The sequence below is a fragment of the Acidocella sp. genome (assembly GCF_035535915.1).
Taxonomy (GTDB): domain Bacteria; phylum Pseudomonadota; class Alphaproteobacteria; order Acetobacterales; family Acetobacteraceae; genus Acidocella.
In genome coordinates, this window is sequence record NZ_DATLPB010000083.1 from 1 (window position 1) to 15,940 (window position 15,940).

At 64.6% G+C, this 15,940-nt stretch carries 14 protein-coding genes and 1 pseudogene; 1 reads left to right on the plus strand and 14 read right to left on the minus strand.

What is annotated here, in order from left to right; genetic code table 11:
- The 14 genes and pseudogenes from VNC39_RS10565 to VNC39_RS10630 all read right to left on the minus strand — a co-directional run.
- Nucleotides 1-520: pseudogene (locus tag VNC39_RS10565) on the minus strand (hypothetical protein); the annotation flags it as partial.
- Nucleotides 517-2,034, minus strand: coding sequence for a complex I subunit 4 family protein (locus VNC39_RS10570; protein ID WP_325398947.1), 1,518 nt, complete (start codon nucleotides 2,032-2,034; stop codon nucleotides 517-519). The pseudogene VNC39_RS10565 and the gene VNC39_RS10570, both read right to left, overlap by 4 nt.
- Nucleotides 2,031-3,899 carry an NADH-quinone oxidoreductase subunit L gene (gene nuoL, locus VNC39_RS10575; RefSeq protein WP_325398949.1) on the minus strand — a complete coding sequence of 623 codons (1,869 nt, stop codon included), beginning with the start codon at nucleotides 3,897-3,899 and terminating at the stop codon, nucleotides 2,031-2,033. The genes VNC39_RS10570 and nuoL overlap by 4 nt, the downstream gene beginning before the upstream one ends.
- Nucleotides 3,900-3,905: 6 nt before the next feature.
- A complete protein-coding gene (gene nuoK / locus VNC39_RS10580; RefSeq protein WP_325398951.1) occupies nucleotides 3,906-4,214 on the minus strand; it encodes an NADH-quinone oxidoreductase subunit NuoK in 309 nt (102 codons plus the stop codon).
- Nucleotides 4,211-4,714 carry an NADH-quinone oxidoreductase subunit J gene (nuoJ, locus tag VNC39_RS10585; protein ID WP_325398953.1) on the minus strand — a complete coding sequence of 168 codons (504 nt, stop codon included), beginning with the start codon at nucleotides 4,712-4,714 and terminating at the stop codon, nucleotides 4,211-4,213. Before nuoJ ends, nuoK begins: the two co-directional genes overlap by 4 nt.
- 10 nt (nucleotides 4,715-4,724) lie before the next feature.
- The gene (gene nuoI / locus VNC39_RS10590; RefSeq protein WP_325398955.1) at nucleotides 4,725-5,237 is read right to left on the minus strand and encodes an NADH-quinone oxidoreductase subunit NuoI; all 513 of its coding nucleotides are present in this window, start codon (nucleotides 5,235-5,237) and stop codon (nucleotides 4,725-4,727) included.
- Nucleotides 5,238-5,246: 9 nt separating this feature from the next.
- A complete protein-coding gene (gene nuoH, locus VNC39_RS10595) occupies nucleotides 5,247-6,203 on the minus strand; it encodes an NADH-quinone oxidoreductase subunit NuoH (protein ID WP_325398957.1) in 957 nt (318 codons plus the stop codon).
- Nucleotides 6,200-8,878, minus strand: a complete 2,679-nt coding sequence (nuoG, locus tag VNC39_RS10600; RefSeq protein WP_325398959.1) for an NADH-quinone oxidoreductase subunit NuoG — start codon at nucleotides 8,876-8,878, stop codon at nucleotides 6,200-6,202. The genes nuoH and nuoG overlap by 4 nt, the downstream gene beginning before the upstream one ends.
- 3 nt (nucleotides 8,879-8,881) lie before the next feature.
- Entirely contained in the window at nucleotides 8,882-10,171 is a 1,290-nt protein-coding gene (gene nuoF / locus VNC39_RS10605; protein ID WP_325398961.1) for an NADH-quinone oxidoreductase subunit NuoF, read from the minus strand.
- On the minus strand, nucleotides 10,168-10,665 hold the full coding sequence (gene nuoE, locus VNC39_RS10610; RefSeq protein ID WP_325398963.1) for an NADH-quinone oxidoreductase subunit NuoE: 498 nt from the start codon (nucleotides 10,663-10,665) through the stop codon (nucleotides 10,168-10,170). Before nuoE ends, nuoF begins: the two co-directional genes overlap by 4 nt.
- A complete protein-coding gene (nuoC, locus tag VNC39_RS10615; RefSeq protein ID WP_325398965.1) occupies nucleotides 10,652-12,421 on the minus strand; it encodes an NADH-quinone oxidoreductase subunit C/D in 1,770 nt (589 codons plus the stop codon). Before nuoC ends, nuoE begins: the two co-directional genes overlap by 14 nt.
- 12 nt (nucleotides 12,422-12,433) lie before the next feature.
- Nucleotides 12,434-13,078 carry an NADH-quinone oxidoreductase subunit B gene (locus tag VNC39_RS10620; RefSeq protein ID WP_325398967.1) on the minus strand — a complete coding sequence of 215 codons (645 nt, stop codon included), beginning with the start codon at nucleotides 13,076-13,078 and terminating at the stop codon, nucleotides 12,434-12,436.
- A 6-nt stretch (nucleotides 13,079-13,084) separates the two neighbouring features.
- A complete protein-coding gene (locus VNC39_RS10625; protein ID WP_325398969.1) occupies nucleotides 13,085-13,483 on the minus strand; it encodes an NADH-quinone oxidoreductase subunit A in 399 nt (132 codons plus the stop codon).
- 213 nt (nucleotides 13,484-13,696) lie between these two features.
- On the minus strand, nucleotides 13,697-14,398 hold the full coding sequence (locus VNC39_RS10630) for an MgtC/SapB family protein (RefSeq protein ID WP_325398971.1): 702 nt from the start codon (nucleotides 14,396-14,398) through the stop codon (nucleotides 13,697-13,699).
- A gap of 271 nt (nucleotides 14,399-14,669) precedes the next feature.
- Here VNC39_RS10630 and VNC39_RS10635 point away from each other — a divergent pair, with 271 nt between their 5' ends.
- Entirely contained in the window at nucleotides 14,670-15,929 is a 1,260-nt protein-coding gene (locus VNC39_RS10635) for an ABC transporter substrate-binding protein (protein WP_325398973.1), read from the plus strand.
- The last annotated feature ends 11 nt before the right edge of the window (nucleotides 15,930-15,940 follow it).

The window sequence follows — 15,940 nt, forward strand, 5'->3', positions numbered from 1 at the left end:
CGCGGTTCGACAGCCCCGTCAGCACGTAGAGCGAGAGCGACAGGATCTCGAGCGCGAGGAACACGACGATCAGGTCGTTGGCGGCCACGATCAGGGTCATCCCCGCGGTCGCGAACAGCAGCAACGGGAAGAACTCGCCGCGATACACCGCCTCGGCTCTGCCCGACTCGTGCCAGGCATATACACAGCCGAACGCGGCGACGAGCACGAGCACGATCGTGGCGACGACCGAGAACCGATCCACCGCGACCGCGTCGCCCAGCACCAATGGGGCGCCGGTCCAGCTCCACAGGTTGCTCGCGGTCACGCCGGCCGCGAGCAGACCGACGAGCGCGATCCCCAGGTGGATAGAGCGGTTGCTCCGCCGCGCGAACGCCTCGTACAGCATCCCCAGGATGCCCGCCGCACAGAGCGCGAGCTCGGGCAGGATCGGCTGGAACACCAGCTCCGGCGTGGGGATCGGGGCGTCGGGTCCCGTCGCGGGCGCCGCCTGCGCGAGATGCAGCAGCAGGGCGATCATGCGCCGCTCCCCGGTTCGGCGACCTCGACGCCGGGAACGACGTCGGTCGCATGGTCCGGCGCGACGTGTTCGATCACGCGCGCCGTCGCGGGGTCGACGGAATCGGTCATGAGCCGCGGGTACACGCCGAACACGAGCAACAGCGCGAGCACAGGCACGATCACCATGACCTCGCGAGCCGACACGTCGCGCAGTCCGCGGTGCTCGTCCCGTACGGAGCCGTACGCCACGCGCTGGTAGGACCACAGCAGGTAGATCGCGCCGAGCACGACCGCGATCGAAGCGACGGCGCCCAGCCAGTGGCTGATCGCGAACGTGCCCACGATCACCAGGAACTCCCCGACGAAGCCGTTGAGCCCGGGCAGGCCGGCGGACGCGAAGACCGCGAACAGGAAGAAGCCAAGTAGCCACGGCATCACGCTCGCGAGCCCGCCCAGCTGGTCCAGCTGTCGTGTGTGCGTGCGGTCATAGACCATGCCCACCAGCAGGAACAGCGCGCCGGTCGCCAACCCGTGGTTCACCATCTGCAGCACCCCGCCGGTCACCGCCTGCTGGGTGAGCGCGAAGAGCCCCAGCACCACGAACCCGAGGTGGGACACGCTGGAGTAGGCCACCAGCCGCTTCACGTCGCGCTGACCGATCGCGCACACCGCCCCGTAGACGATGCCGATCACCGCGAGCACCATGATCGGCGTGGCGAAGTGCTTCGAGGCCTCGGGGAACAGCGCCATGTTGAACCGGATCAGGCCGTAGGCCCCCACCTTCAGCAGAACGGCGGCCAGCAGAACGGACCCGGCGGTCGGCGCCTCGGTATGCGCGTCGGGCAGCCAGCTATGGAACGGCACGGCGGCGAGCTTCACGGCAAAGGCGATGAAAAATCCGAGCATGATCCAGAATTCCGTGGACCAGGCCATAGGCGTGCCGAGCAGGGCGAAATAGTCGAAGGTGAAAACCCCGGTTTTGGCCTGGTGCACGAAAGCCAGCGCCAGAATGGCGACCAGCATCAGCAGCCCGCTGCCCTGGGTGAAGAGAAAGAATTTGATCGCCGCGTAAATGCGCCGCTCATGCCCCCACAGGGCGATGAGGAAATACATCGGCACCAGCATCACTTCCCAGGCGAAGAAGAACAGGAACAGGTCCAGCGCCAGGAACACGGCGATGGTGCCGGTGAGCGACATCATCAGGTTGAAATGAAAAAAGCCGGTGCGCTCGGTGATCTCGGTCCAGGAGATGATGACCGAGACAATCCCGAGCAGCAGCGTGAGCAGCACCAGGAGCAGGCTCAACCCGTCCAGCCCCAGCTCGAAATTGATGCCGAGCTGCGGGATCCAGGGCAGGTTCAGGCGGCCGAGCCAGGCGCCGGAGGGCGCACGGCAGGCGAGCGCCAGCACGGGGAGATCCAGGGCCAGCGCGGCGATGGAGACCCAGCGTGGCGCATCCGCGTGGGGGCCGCGAAACGCCCAGGCGAGGATGCCGCCGAGGAAGGGGATGAGGATGAGCCAGAGCAGCATCATCGCAGCACCGCGACGGCGATGGTGACCACCGAGCCGGCGGCGATCCAGCTGGCATACCAGCGGATCCGCCCGGTTTGCAGCGCGCCCAGGCGCTGATGCAGCCAGCGGCAGGTCCAGGCGATGCCGGTATAGAACTGGTCGATGAAATCCCCGCGGTTGGCGCGCACCAGCGCTAGGAACGGCGCCACCACGAGGCGATGATAGAGCGCGTCGAACGCCCAGCCTTCAGCAAAAAACCGGCGCCAGGCGGCGATGGCGGGGCTGTTGGACCAGGCGATGAAGCGCGGCCCGATCTGCCAGTACAGCGCGTAGGCGAGGCCGAGGCCGAGGAGCGAGATGAAAGCGGTGAACAGGATGAGCGCGACAGGCGCGGGCGGCGGGGCGTTGGGAAACACCGGCGCCAGCAGGCGGGAAAACAATGTGATGCCGCCGAGGGCAGGCGGCGTTTCCACCAGGCCGCCGATCAGCGCCAGAACCGAAAGCAGTGTGAGCGGCACGGCCACGCGCCAGCTATAGCGGCCGGAGGGTTCGGTTTTCGCCGGGCCGAAAAACACGATGAAGACGGCGCGGAAAATATACAAAGCGGTGACGAAGGCGGTGACGATGCCGCCGAGCCAGAGCAGAAGCGCGCCGCCCCCTTGCGCCCAGGCGGCGGAGAGAATGGCGTCTTTGCTGTAAAACCCGGCGGTGATCAAAGGCAGGGCGGCGAGCGAGGCGCTGCCGATGAGGAAACTCCAGAAGGCGAGCGGCAAGCGTTTGGCCAGCCCACCCATGCGGAAGATGTTATGCTCGTGATGCAGCCGCATGGTGATGGCGCCGGCAGCGAGGAACAGCAGCGCCTTGAAGAAGGCATGCACCATGAGGTGAAAGACGGCCGCGCTCCAGGCGCCGACGCCGAGGGCGAGAAACATGTAGCCGATCTGGCTGATGGTGGAATAAGCGAGGATGCGCTTGATGTCGCTTTGGTTCAGCGCGGCGAAGGCGGCGATGAGCAAGGTGATGGTGCCGATGACGCCCACGGCGGCGAGCACGACGGGCGCCAAGGCGAACAGGGTATGCGTGCGGGCGATGAGATAGACGCCGGCGGTGACCATGGTGGCGGCATGGATCAGCGCGCTCACCGGCGTGGGGCCGGCCATGGCGTCCGGCAGCCAGGTTTGTAGCGGCACCTGCGCGGATTTGCCGATGGCGCCGGTGAGCAGCAAGGCGGCGGCGAGCGTGGCGGCCAGCGAGCCCACGTGCCAGGAGGTTTGCGCCTGGGCCAGCACGGGCTGGATTTGCAGCGTGTGCAATTGCGTGAAAATGAGGAACAGGCCGAGCATGAAGCCGGTGTCGCCGATGCGGGTGACGATGAAGGCTTTGCGCGCCGCGAGGCCGTTGGCTGGGTCCTGGTACCAGAAGCCGATGAGCAGATAGCTGCACAGCCCGACACCCTCCCAGCCGACATAGAGCGCCAACAAGTCGCCGGCCAGCACCAGCAGCAGCATCGCCGCGACGAACAGGTCCATATAGGCGAAGAAGCGGCTATAGCCTTCGTCGCCGGCCATGAAATCCACGGCGTAAAGCAGAATCAGGCTACCGATGATGGTGACGACGAGCATCATCACCAGCGACAGCGGGTCGAGATAGAGGCTGACCGTTGGCGCGAACGCGCCGATGCGCACCCATTGCCAGAGGGTGAGCGTGACATGCTGGTCTGGCCCGGTGAGAAAGGCGATGGCGAGCCATGTGGCAATGACCGCTGAAAGAGCAACGCTGCCGACGCCAACCAAGGCGACGAGGCGCGGCGGCAGCCGCCCTTCGCTCAAGATCAGCAAAGCTGAACCGAGCAAGGGCAGAAGCGGAACCAGCACGAGAAACGCCATGGCGCGTCACCCTTGCATGAGGTTGGCGGCATCGGCATCGAGCGTGGTGAGCCGGTGGCGGATGCGGATGATCAAGGCAAGACCCACGGAAACTTCGGCGGCGGCCAGCGAGAGAATGAACAGGAACATCACCTGCCCGTCAGCCTGGCCCCAGCGGGCGGCGGCGGTGATGAAGGCAAGGCCCGCGGCGTTCAGCATGATTTCAATCGACATCAAAATGAACAGCAGGTTGCGCCGCACCAGCACGCCGGTGACGCCGAGCGCGAACAGGAAAATCGCCAGATACAGAGCATGCTGCAGGGGCGCGGTCATCATGACGCGATGCCTCCCTCGCCATGGGCGATGTGATAGGCGCCGACCAGGGCGGCGAGCAGCAGCATCGAGGCGAGCTCGACGCAGAGCAGATAAGGGCCGAACAGCACGATGCCGACCTGGGAAGGCGGCACCGCGTTCTGCGCGATCGGCCAGGCCTTCTGGTGCGCCAGGGTGAGCAGCAGCTGCAAAGCGAGAATGGCGGAGAGGATCGAGGGGCCGATCCAGATCTGCGGCGCGATCCATTGCGCTTCGCGGCCGGCCGCCTTTTCGCCGAGATTGAGCATCATCACCACGAACACGAACAGCACCATGATGGCGCCGGCATAGATGATGACCTCCAGCGCAGCGGCGAAGCCGGCGCCCAGCGTGTAGAAGACCAAGGCCACGGCGAGCAGCGAGACGATGAGGTAAAGCAGCGCATGCACGCCGTTGGTGCGGGTGATGGTGAGCAGCGTGGCGAGCAAGGCGACGAAGGCGGCGATATAGAAGGTCGTGCTCATGGCGCGTTCCTTAAGGTAGCAGGGAATGGATATCGACCGGTGGCCGCTCATGCTCCGCCTCGCCTTTGTCCTTACCCGGAATGGCCAGGCCGGAGACACGATAGAAATTATAGCCGGGATATTTGCCGGTGCCGTTGATCAGAAGATCCTCTTTTTCATATACGAGGTTCGGCCGCTCATATTCGCACATTTCGAAATCCGGGGTGAGCTGGATGGCGTTGGTCGGGCAGGCCTCTTCGCAAAAGCCGCAGAAAATGCAGCGGGAGAAATTGATGCGAAAATATTCCGGATACCAGCGCCCGGCTTCCTCGGCCTTTTGCAGGCTGATGCAGGCCACGGGGCAGGCCACGGCGCAGAGATAGCAGGAGACGCAACGTTCCGCGCCGTCCGGGTCGCGCGTCAGCACGATGCGGCCGCGATAACGCGGCGCCAGATAGGGTTTCTGCTCGGGATATTGCACGGTTTCGCTGCGGTGAAAGAGATGCAGGAAGGTCAGCCAGAGTGTTTGCAGCGTGCTGAACATGGAATTCTCCTATCCGCCGGGCCAGGCGAGCATGATCGCCCCGGTGACGGCGATGTTGAGCAGAGAGAGCGGCAGCATGAGCTTCCAGCCGAGCGCCATCAGCTGGTCGTAGCGCGGCCGCGGCAAGGCGGCGCGCAGCAGGATGAAAAAGGCGACGAGCACAGCGGTTTTGCCCAGGAACCAGAGCAGCGGCGGCAGCATTGGCCCCTGCCAGCCGCCGAGGAACAGAATGGTGGTCATCGCCGCGATCACCAGGATGCCGACATATTCGCCGATGAAGAACATGCCGAATTTCATGCCGGAATATTCGGTGTGAAATCCGGCGCCGAGTTCGTTCTCGCCTTCCGGAAGGTCGAAGGGCAGCCGGTGCGTCTCCGCGATGCCGGCGATGAGGAACAGCAGAAACCCCGGAAATTGCGGCAGGATGAACCATACATGGCGCTGCGCGCGCACGATGTCGGCGAGGCTGAACGAGCCAGCGAGCATGACCACGCCGATCAGCGACAGGCCCATGAACACTTCGTAGCTGACCAGTTGCGCGGTGGCGCGCATGCCGCCCAGGAGCGAGAATTTATTGTTGGACGACCAGCCCGCGAGGACCACGCCATAGACCGAGAGCGAAGTGACGGCGAGAAAGAACAGCACACCGATATTGAGATTGCCGACAATGCCGATGGATGGCGTGACCGGTACCACCGCGAAGGCGAGCAGCGCCGTCGCCATGACCATTGCCGGCGCCAGCACGAAGAGGGCGCGGTCGGCGAAAGGCGGCACCCAGTCCTGCTTGAAGAGAATTTTCAGCATGTCCGCCAGCACCTGCAGCGAGCCGAACGGGCCGACGCGGTTCGGGCCGCGGCGGTCCTGCCAGAAGCCGAGCAGGCGCCGCTCGATCCAGGTGAGCCCGGCTGCGGCGATGACCAGAACCAGAAGAATGCCGATAATATCGAGCAGATTAAGCAGGATCATGGCGCGGCCTCCGCCTTGTCGGGGCGCGGCGTGGCCCGCATTGGGCCGCAGAGCCAGGCGGTTTGCGGCCAGCCGGCGCTCACCGTGGCGATGCCGGCGCTGAGGCCGGCGACGATGTTGACGGTCAGCCGCATTGTTTCCGCGCCGATCGCGAGCGTGGCCGGCATGTTCTGGCGCAAACCGAATCGCTCGGCCTCGGCCGCGCTGACGCAGAGTGAGGCGGCTTGTATGAGCTCGGCGATCGCCGGCGCGCGCGCGCTCAACTCCTCGCTGCCGAAAACATGGTCTTGCGGCAGCAGCAGAAGCGTGCCGTCGGCAGGTGCCGCTTCCGGTGGCGCCGCCGGTGCGGCGAGGGGCGTGGCGGCCATTTTGCCGAACAGACGCACGCCCGACGGGCCGAGGCGCATCGCCCCGCTTTCGTCCTGGAATTTATGCAAGGATTGGCCGGAATTCCAGCCGGGCGCCCAGAAGAACGGGAACAACGCGGCCGGCATGGCGCCGTAATAGCCTTCCATCGTGCCGGTAAACGGCGCGGCCTCCGGCTGGAATGCCTGCGGCTCATGCACCGTGCGCGCGGCCTCTACGGCGGTGCGGCCGCTATAGCGATGCGGCTCGCTGCGCAAACGCTGCCCGGCGATGCGGAACGAGGCGCCCGGCGCGGCCGCCTCAATGCCGGAAAATTCCGGCAGCGCCACGGCGAGGCTGCGCATCACGGCATCAAAATCCGGCGGCGGGTTCGCGCGGCCGAGGGCGGCGGCGAGGTCGCGCAGCCAGGCCCAGCCGGGGGCGGCGTCGCCCGGCGGCGGTGCCACCGCGAAGCCACGCTGCGCCCGCCCTTCGGCATTGACGTAAGTGCCCTCGCATTCCGCGAAATTGGCGCAGGGGAGCAGGACATCCGCCCGCGCGGTGGTCGGCGTTGGGATATGGTCGAGCACCACGAAGGTCTTTTTGCCGTCGAACAAGGCGGCCATGTCGTGCGGCGCCAGGCGGCGGGCAAGGTCGTTTTCCAAAACGATGACGGCGCCGGCGTCAGCTTGCAGCGCCGCTTCGATCGGGGGCGCCTGCATCATCGCAAGGCCCAAACTGTTGCATTCCGGCACCGCGAAGGCCAGGCGCGCATCGATGTTCCGTGCCCGCAGCCCTTGCACGATCATCGCGGCGCTGGCCGGCAGAGCCCGCACACCCAGCGCACAGCCGGCGACGACGATGGGGCGTTTCGCCGCGTGCAAAAGCCGGGCGATGGTGGCGACATCGCCATCGCCGCCTGGGGCGTCGGCGGCGAGCGCGACCTGCAGTGCCCGCGCGAAATCGAGCATCTGCGCCGGGGTTGTGGGGAGAACGATGTGGGCGATGTCATCGAGCGCTGTGGGGAAGGGCGAGGCGATGATGAGCGGCGCGCGGGCCTCCTGCGCGGCGATGCGGATTGCCGCGTCCTGCCAGGGCGAGAGTTTCAGCCGGTCGGCGGCCTCGTGCGCGGCGGAACGCACCGCCTGGCGCAAAGCCAGTGCCAAGCGCGGCGCGGTGTTGGCGACATCCTCGCCCAGCACCAGAACGGCATCGGCCGCTTCAATCTCCTCCAGGCGCGCCGCCGGCAGCCCGGCGCGGTAGGCGTTGAGAATTTCGCCCACACACGCCGCCTCGGCGGCTGCCATGCCGGAAAAGAAGGAGTCGGCGCCGACCAGTTCGCGCAGGCAGAAATTCGCTTCCAGCGAGGCGCGCGGTGAGCCGATGCCGATGATTTTCCGGCTCTCGCGCGCCGAAGTTGCCAAATGCTCGAGCGCAAGCTTTTTTGGCGCCGCCCGGACCATGCCGGAACCGTCCCGTATCATCGGCAACGTGGGGCGGTGCGCGCCGTTCGCGAACCCATAGCCGAAGCGGCCGCGGTCGCAGAGGAAATAACCGTTCACCTGCGCGTTGAAGCGGTTGAGAATGCGCCGTATTTGGCCGCCGCGCTCGCTCACCTGAATGTTGCAGCCATGGCCGCACTGCACGCAGACGGAGGGCGCGCCGCGCAGATCCCATTTGCGGTTATAGGCGGCGGAGAGCGGCTTGTCGGTGAACACGCCGGTCGGGCAGACTTCCACAAGATTGCCGCTGAACGGGCTGCGCAACACGCCATCTTCAGCGCGGCCGAAATACACGTTGTTGTGGGCGGCATAAACGTCGAGATCGTCGCCGCCGGCATAGTCCCGGTAAAACCGCACGCAGCGGTAACAGGCGATGCAGCGATTCATCTCATGCTTCACGAACGGGCCGAGATATTGGTTGCGGTGCGTGCGTTTGGTGAAGCGGTAGCGGCGATAGGCATGCCCGGTCATCACCGTCATGTCCTGCAAATGGCATTCGCCGCCTTCTTCGCAGACCGGGCAATCATGCGGATGGTTGGTCATCATCCATTCGATCACGCGGGCGCGAAACGCGGCGGCTTCCGCATCGGTTACGGAGATGCGGGCGTTCTCGGCGGCGGGCGTCATGCAGGCCATGACGAGCCTGCCATGCTGGTCGTCGGGTGAGGAGAATTGCTTGACGGCGCATTGCCGGCAGGCGCCGACCGAGCCCAAAGCCGGATGCCAGCAGAAATAAGGCAGGTCGATGCCGTGCGCGAGCGCCACTTGCAGCAGATTGTGCCGTGGATCGGCCTCGATGGTTCGCCCGTCGATCTGGATGCGCGCCATCGCCTACCTCCACGGACAATGTTTGTCGTGCACATGCCGCTCGAAATCGGCACGGAAATATTTCAGCCCGGTGGCGAGCGGGGCCATCGCCCCCGGCGCATGTGCGCAAAAGGTGCGGCCGGGGCCGAGCAGGCCGACATGCTCTTCGAGAATCACGAGATCCGCCTCCGCCCCGTCGCCCTCTTCGATGCCGGCCAGCAAACGTTCGACCCAGGGCAGGCCGTCGCGGCAGGGCGTGCACCAGCCGCAGGATTCCTGCGCGAAAAAATGTTCGAGATTACGCAGCATGCCGACCGGGCAGGTGCCCTGGTCGAGCACGATGACCGCGCCGGTGCCGAGCCGGCTGCCGCATTTCTCGATATCGGCATAATTCATCGCCACGTCGAGATCGGCTGCCATGATGAAGCCGGTGGAGGCGCCGCCGGGCAACACGCCGCGCAGCTCGTAACCTTCCTGCATGCCGCCGGCGTGGTCTTCGAGGATTTCGCGGAGTGGCGTGCCCATCGGCAATTCCCAGGTGCCGGGCCGGCGCACGCGGCCGCTGGCGCCGAAAATCTTCGTGCCGCTGTCCGCACCGAGGCCAAGGCCGATGAACCACGCCGCGCCATTGTTGATAATATGCGGCACGTTGCACAGGGTTTCGACATTATTGACCACGGTGGGCCGGCCCCACAGGCCGCTGATCTGCGGGAAGGGCGGTTTGGCGCGGGGAATGGCGCGGTAGCCTTCCAGCGCCGTGAGCAAGGCGGTTTCCTCGCCGCAAATATAGCGCCCGCCGCTGGTGTGCAGATGCACCGCCAGGCCGAAATCCGCGCCGAAGCAATGCGGGCCGATATAGCGGCGCGCCGTGGCCTCATCGATCGCCTTTTGCAGGCGCCGGGCGGCGAGATGATATTCGCCGCGCAGAAAAATATAGGCGATATCGGCCTGGATCGCGTAAGCAGCGATGATGACCGCCTCGATCATCTGGTGCGGATCGCCTTCCAGCAGCAGCCGGTCCTTGAACGTGCCGGGTTCCATTTCATCCGCGTTCACCACCAGATAACGCGGCGGCGGCGCGGCGTCGCGCGCGGGCACCAGGCTCCATTTGAGGCCGGTGGAAAACCCGGCGCCGCCGCGGCCCCGCAGCTTGGATTGGGTGACGATGTCGATCACGTCTTTCGGCGTCATCTGCGTCACCGCACGGCGCGCCGCGCGGTAGCCGCCGGCGCGTTCATAGGCGTCGAGATCGAGCGGTTCGCCACCTCTTATTTCGCCACGTCGAATGTTGGCGGTAAGCGGCGTTTCAGTCATGGCCCGCGTGCCCCCGGCGGGAACAGTCCATTGAATTGTGCGGCATCGACATCGCCGTACAGCGTCTCGCCGATCAGCATCGCGGGGGCATGGTCGCAATGGCCGAGGCAGACAATCGGCAGCAGCGTGTAGGCGCCGTCCGCCGTGGTCTCGCCTTGGGAAATGCCAAGGCGCTCGCGCAGCTTCGCGCAGACGCGCTCCCGCCCCATGATCCAGCACGAGACGCTGTCGCAGAGAAAAATCACGTGCCGGCCCACAGGCTCGCGGAAAATCAGGTTGTAGAAGGTGGCGACGCTGTCGAGCTCGGCAGCCGACATGCCGAGCAGGGGCGCGGCGGCGGCGAGCCGGTCGTCATTCACCCAGCCATGGCGCGACTGGATATATTTGAGCGCCTCGATGCAGGCGGAGCGCGGCGTTTCCCCATGCGCGGCGAGTGCGGCGATGTGCGCGCTTTCCTCGGTGCTCAAGGGGGGCGGGGCGTCAGCGGTCGACATCGGCCATCACGAAATCGATGCTGCCGATCAGCGCGATCAGGTCGGCGACGAAACTGCCGCGGCTGATCAGCGGGATCATTTGCAGATGCGGAAAAGACGGGGTGCGGATGCGCGTGCGGTAGGACATCGTGTTACCATCGCTGACCAGATAATAGCCGTTCATGCCCTTGCTCGCCTCGATGGTGAAACAGGCTTCGCCAGGCGGAATCACCGGCCCCCAGCTGACATTGAGAAAATGCGTGATCAGCGTTTCGATGTCGTGCAGCGTGCGCGCCCGCGGCGGCGGCGTTGTTAAAGGGTGGTCGGCTTTGTAGGCCCCGCCGGGCATGTTGTTCAGGCATTGGCGGATGATCCGCAGGCTCTGGCGCATTTCCTCGATATGCACCACCACGCGGTCATAGCAATCGCCATGGATGGCGGTCGGCACATCGAACTCCAACTGGTCGTAGCCGGAATAGGGGCGGGCCTTGCGGCAATCCCACGCGAAGCCGCAGGCGCGCAAACCCGGCCCGGTCACGCCCCATTCGATCGCCTCGTCCAGCGTATAGGCGCCGATGCCGACCGCGCGGGCTTTGAAAATGCGGTTGCGCATCACCAGCCGCTCATATTCATCGAGCCGCTTCGGCAGATAGGCGCAGAAATCGGCAATCAGTTTCTGCCAGCCCTGCGGAAGATCCGCGGCGACGCCGCCGATGCGGAACCAGGAGGGATGCATCCGGAAGCCGCAGATTGCTTCGACGATCTCGAAGGCGCGCTCGCGGTCGGTGAACATGTAGAAGACCGGGGAAAGCTGGCCGACATCCTGCGACATGGTGCCGAAGAACACCAGATGGCTGATGATGCGGAACAGTTCGGCGAGCATCACGCGGATCATTTGCGCGCGCGGCGGAATGGTGATGCCGGCGAGCTGTTCCACCGCCAGTACGTAGGGGAAATTATTCATCACGCCGCTGAGATAATCGATGCGGTCGGTATACGGGATGAAACTGTGCCAGGATTGCCGCTCGCCCATTTTCTCGGCGCCGCGATGATGGAAGCCGATTTCCGGCACGACGTCGACGATTTCCTCGCCCTCGAGCTGCAACACCAGGCGGAACACGCCGTGCACGCTGGGATGGTTCGGCCCCATATTGAGGAACATGAAATCGCTGGTCTCGCTGTGCCGCTTCAGGCCCCATTCCTCGGGACGGAAACGCAGCGCCTCCTGTTCGGCGATCTCCTTGTCTTCGGTGAGATCATAGACCCCCATTTCCGTGGCGCGGGCGTAATGCTCCTTGCGCAGCGCGTGACCGCTCCAATGGCGCGGCGTGAGGATGCGGGTGAGATGCGGATGATCGTCGAATACGATGCCGAACATGTCCCACACTTCGCGCTCGTACCAATTGGCGTTGGCCCACAGGAAGCTGATGCTGGGCAGATGCGGCGCGGTGCCGGCGAGCGCCACTTTGAGGCGGAGATCCTCGTTACGGCCGAACGAGATCAGATGATAGACTGCGGTGAAATCGGCCGCCGGCTGGCCCTCGCGATGGATGCGCGACCGCTCGTCGATCGCGGTGAGGTCGAACAGCATCCGGTACGGGTTGGGGATTTCGTTTTTGAGGACTCGCAGTGTTTGCAGCAGACGGTCCGGCGTGACCCAGGCGGTGGGGATGGCGTCGGCCGTGTGCTGCACCGTGAAGGCCTCGTCGCCGAGCCTTGTCGCGAGTTCGCGGAAAATCGGGGCATCGGCGATGCGGCCTGGCACGGTCTGCAACATCGCCTCCCTCCCTCACACGTGGTCTGGTGACTCGAGCGTGGTCGTCTGTCGGCGCCAGGCGCGCTTGGCGTCGCGCTGGCTCGGCCGGGGCGCGCGCACCACCCCTTGCGGCCCCACCATCCAGCTCAGCGGCCGCCGGTCGCTGGCCACCGCCTTCTGCAGCAGCATCAGCCCCTCGAACAAAGCGTCGGGCCGGGGCGGACAGCCGGGGACATAGACATCGACGGGCAGGAAACTGTCGACGCCCTGCACCACGCTGTAAATGTCGTACATGCCGCCGGAATTGGCGCAAGAGCCCATGGAGATCACCCAGCGCGGCTCCAGCATCTGGTCGTAAAGATATTTGATCACCGGCGCCATTTTCACGAACACAGTGCCGGAAATGACGATCACGTCCGCCTCGCGCGGCGTGGCGCGCAGCACTTCGGAGCCGAAGCGCGCAATGTCGAATTTGCTGGTGAAGGAGGTGGCCATTTCCACGTAGCAGCAGGAAAGCCCGAAATTGAACGGCCACAGGGAGTTCTTCTGCCCCCAGGCCACCATGTCCTGCAATTTGCCCAGCACCAGATTGCGCCGCACCGCATCGGTGAACGAGCCATGCGCCGCCGGCGGGGCGGCCGGCGGAGCGTCATGGGTCCGGCTGAGGATCCCGGCCATCGGCCGTCACCGCAGATTGCCGGCTTGGCGCAGCCGGCCGTGCGGTCCCCATTCCAGGGCGCCGATGCGCCAGAGATAGGCGAGGGCCGCGAGCAGAATCACGATGAAGCTGAGCATTGCGAGATAGCCGTTCCATCCGGCCGGACGGAGCGCCACCGCCCAGGCATAAATGAACACGCTCTCAAGATCGAACACCACGAACAGCATGGCGACGAGATAGAACTGGATGGGAAAGCGTAAGCGCGCATCCGCCGTCGGTAAGATGCCGCTCTCGAAGGGCTGGATCGTCGCGCGCGTCACATGGCGCTGGCCCAGAATGGCGGAGCCGCCGACCATCGCCGCCACGAGCGCCAGAACGCCGCAGCTATAGACGACCAAAAGCCAAAGTTCCGGTGCGTTTCCCATGCGTTGAGCTCCCGCTCGTTTTTCAGGAAACCGCCCGCTGCGCAACATTCCGACTGGCGGACGGAGTCAGCACGAACTTCACTTGCGTCTCTCGAAAGGTAAGCTCTCTTCAGGGAGTGTCAAGAATTGTTCTGGATTCTTTCGTTTTTGTGCAAAGCGGCAAGCCGATTATGCCCGCGCCAGCGGGTTCACATATCCGTGACCATGCCCCGGTCAGCCGGTTGGGCTGGAGGTCCAGGTCGCGTTTTTCACCAAAGGCGAGCGTTCGAGCTGGATGACCACTTCGTCCAACTCCGCGAGCTGCGCGCTCGACGCGACCAGCGTGGCGCCGAGTTCGACAATATCTTCATTTTCGGTGAGCAGCGCGATTTCCCGCACCGGATAATGCGCTGTTTCCAGAATGTCGAACAAAAGATCGCGGACATCGGCCACCGCTTCGGGCCGGCACATGGCATGGACCGTGTATTGGGCCTCGCTGAAGCGGGCGTCGACGGGGATCCGGTTGATATAATTCACCAGGGGGCGCAGCAGCGTGTTGCCGGCCAGCACGAAGATGGTCAGCGCGGTCGCCTCTGCCGGATAGTCGCAGCCGGCAAAGGCGCCGACCGCGGCCGCACACCACAGCGTGCCGGCGGTGTTGAGGCCGCGTATGTTCGCGCCCTCTTTTAAAATGACGCCGGCGCCAAGGAACCCCATGCCGGACACGATATAGGCGACAATGCGCGTGGAACCGTCCAGGCCGGCCAGTTGCACGCCCAGATGGGCGAAAGCCGCGGAGCCGAGCGCCACCAGCACCGTGGTGCGCAGCCCAGCTGAGCGCTGCCGCCATTGCCGTTCGGCGCCGATCAGCGTGCCGAGGACGAACGCGACCGCAAAACTGAGCAAGGTGTGAAGGAAGGGCAGAAGATTTGTCATACGAACTCGCGATTTTGCAAGGCCAAGGCGGCGGATGATGCTGCACCGCAAATAAGCGGCCGGCGTCTGCAATATATGTCGCCATATGTCGTTGACATATTCAACGCGGTGGCGTTACGAGTGAAAAATAAAAAATCGAGTTGTTTATCGAGCGCAATGCAAAAAATGCGCAGAGAGCGAAGTTCAAGCGGCTGAAATTCGAGATCATCCGGCGCCAGCAAGGCCGATACGAGACCCGAAAAACGACAAAAACGAGAGCGGGAGCGACGATATGAAACGATCCAAACATTTGACCAGATGGTTGTCCGGCGTGTCCGGTGCGGCCGCGATTTTGGCGCTCAGCAGCGCCGGGTTGCATCCCGCCAAGGCGGATGGGCCGCCTTTGAAAATCGGCGTGATCGGCGAGGCTTCGTCGGTGGCCGGCGCATCACTCACCAAAGCGGCGCAACTGGCGGTAGACCAGATCAACGCCCAAGGTGGGTTCAACGGGCAGCCGATCCAGCTTTTCGTTTATGACGATCATTCCTCGGCCTCCGACGCGGTGCGGGCCTTCCAGCGTGCGGTGAACCAGGACCATGTGAACGCGGTGATCGCCAGCTATATTTCGGAAGTGGCGCTGGCGGTCGAACCCTGGGCGGCGCGGCTGCATATGCCCACCATCACACCCGGCGCCGCCAGCACCGCCATTCCGGGAATGGTCCATGCGAACTATGACCGCTACAAATACATGTTTCACGGCTGGATCAATTCCAAGGCGCTCGCGGATGTCATTTGCGACGGGATCGGCGACCTGCTGGTGAAGCCGTATCACGTGCAGAGCGCGGTGGTGATGAGCGAGGACGCGGCCTGGACCAAGCCGCTCGACGATGAATATCTGCAATGCCTGCCCAAAGAGGGCGTGAAGGTGCTCGGCCATGTCCGCTTCAATCCGGACACCACGGATTTCACCCCGATTTTCAACAATATCGAAGCGTTGCATCCGAATCTGATCGTGACCGGCATCAGCCATGTGGGCGTGCAGCCGACCGTGCAATGGCACGATCTGCAGGTGCCGATCCCGATGGCCGGGCAAAGTTCTCAGGCAACGACAAGCACGTTCTGGGATGATACGCATGGCGCGACGGAAGGGGTGATCACCGCCAGCGCCGCCGCCCCCGGTGTGGCCGTCACGCCGAAGACCATTCCCTTCACCGAGGCCTACGAGAAACGCTATGGCGCCACGCCGGCTTATGACGGGTATACGGCCTATGACGACGTGTTCATCATCGCCGACGCGGTGAAGCGGGCCGGCTCGACGGATCCGGACAAGATGGTCACGGCGCTGGAGCAGACGAATTATGTCGGCACGCTCGGCCGCGTGCAGTTCTACGGCAGGAACGATCCTTTCACCCATGCGATGAAAGTGGGGCCGGGCTTCGTCACCGGCGTCGATATCCAGTGGCAGAACGGCAAGCAGGTTTGCGTGTGGCCGAGCAATATCTGCCACGGCAAGCTGGTCTTCCCGTCCTTCATCAAGCTCGCCGCGCAATAGCAGCCGGCGCG

What these genes read in the sequence shown, in the direction of transcription:
- VNC39_RS10570 (WP_325398947.1), bottom strand. Translation starts at nt 2,034, where the DNA reads ATGATGCTGCTCTGGCTCATCCTCATCCCCTTCCTCGGCGGCATCCTC.
- nuoL (WP_325398949.1), bottom strand. Translation starts at nt 3,899, where the DNA reads ATGGCGTTTCTCGTGCTGGTTCCGCTTCTGCCCTTGCTCGGTTCAGCT.
- nuoK (WP_325398951.1), bottom strand. Translation starts at nt 4,214, where the DNA reads ATGATGACCGCGCCCCTGCAGCATGCTCTGTATCTGGCGATTTTCCTG.
- nuoJ (WP_325398953.1), bottom strand. Translation starts at nt 4,714, where the DNA reads ATGAGCACGACCTTCTATATCGCCGCCTTCGTCGCCTTGCTCGCCACG.
- nuoI (WP_325398955.1), bottom strand. Translation starts at nt 5,237, where the DNA reads ATGTTCAGCACGCTGCAAACACTCTGGCTGACCTTCCTGCATCTCTTT.
- nuoH (WP_325398957.1), bottom strand. Translation starts at nt 6,203, where the DNA reads ATGATCCTGCTTAATCTGCTCGATATTATCGGCATTCTTCTGGTTCTG.
- nuoG (WP_325398959.1), bottom strand. Translation starts at nt 8,878, where the DNA reads ATGGCGCGCATCCAGATCGACGGGCGAACCATCGAGGCCGATCCACGG.
- nuoF (WP_325398961.1), bottom strand. Translation starts at nt 10,171, where the DNA reads ATGACTGAAACGCCGCTTACCGCCAACATTCGACGTGGCGAAATAAGA.
- nuoE (WP_325398963.1), bottom strand. Translation starts at nt 10,665, where the DNA reads ATGTCGACCGCTGACGCCCCGCCCCCCTTGAGCACCGAGGAAAGCGCG.
- nuoC (WP_325398965.1), bottom strand. Translation starts at nt 12,421, where the DNA reads ATGTTGCAGACCGTGCCAGGCCGCATCGCCGATGCCCCGATTTTCCGC.
- VNC39_RS10620 (WP_325398967.1), bottom strand. Translation starts at nt 13,078, where the DNA reads ATGGCCGGGATCCTCAGCCGGACCCATGACGCTCCGCCGGCCGCCCCG.
- VNC39_RS10625 (WP_325398969.1), bottom strand. Translation starts at nt 13,483, where the DNA reads ATGGGAAACGCACCGGAACTTTGGCTTTTGGTCGTCTATAGCTGCGGC.
- VNC39_RS10630 (WP_325398971.1), bottom strand. Translation starts at nt 14,398, where the DNA reads ATGACAAATCTTCTGCCCTTCCTTCACACCTTGCTCAGTTTTGCGGTC.
- VNC39_RS10635 (WP_325398973.1), top strand. Translation starts at nt 14,670, where the DNA reads ATGAAACGATCCAAACATTTGACCAGATGGTTGTCCGGCGTGTCCGGT.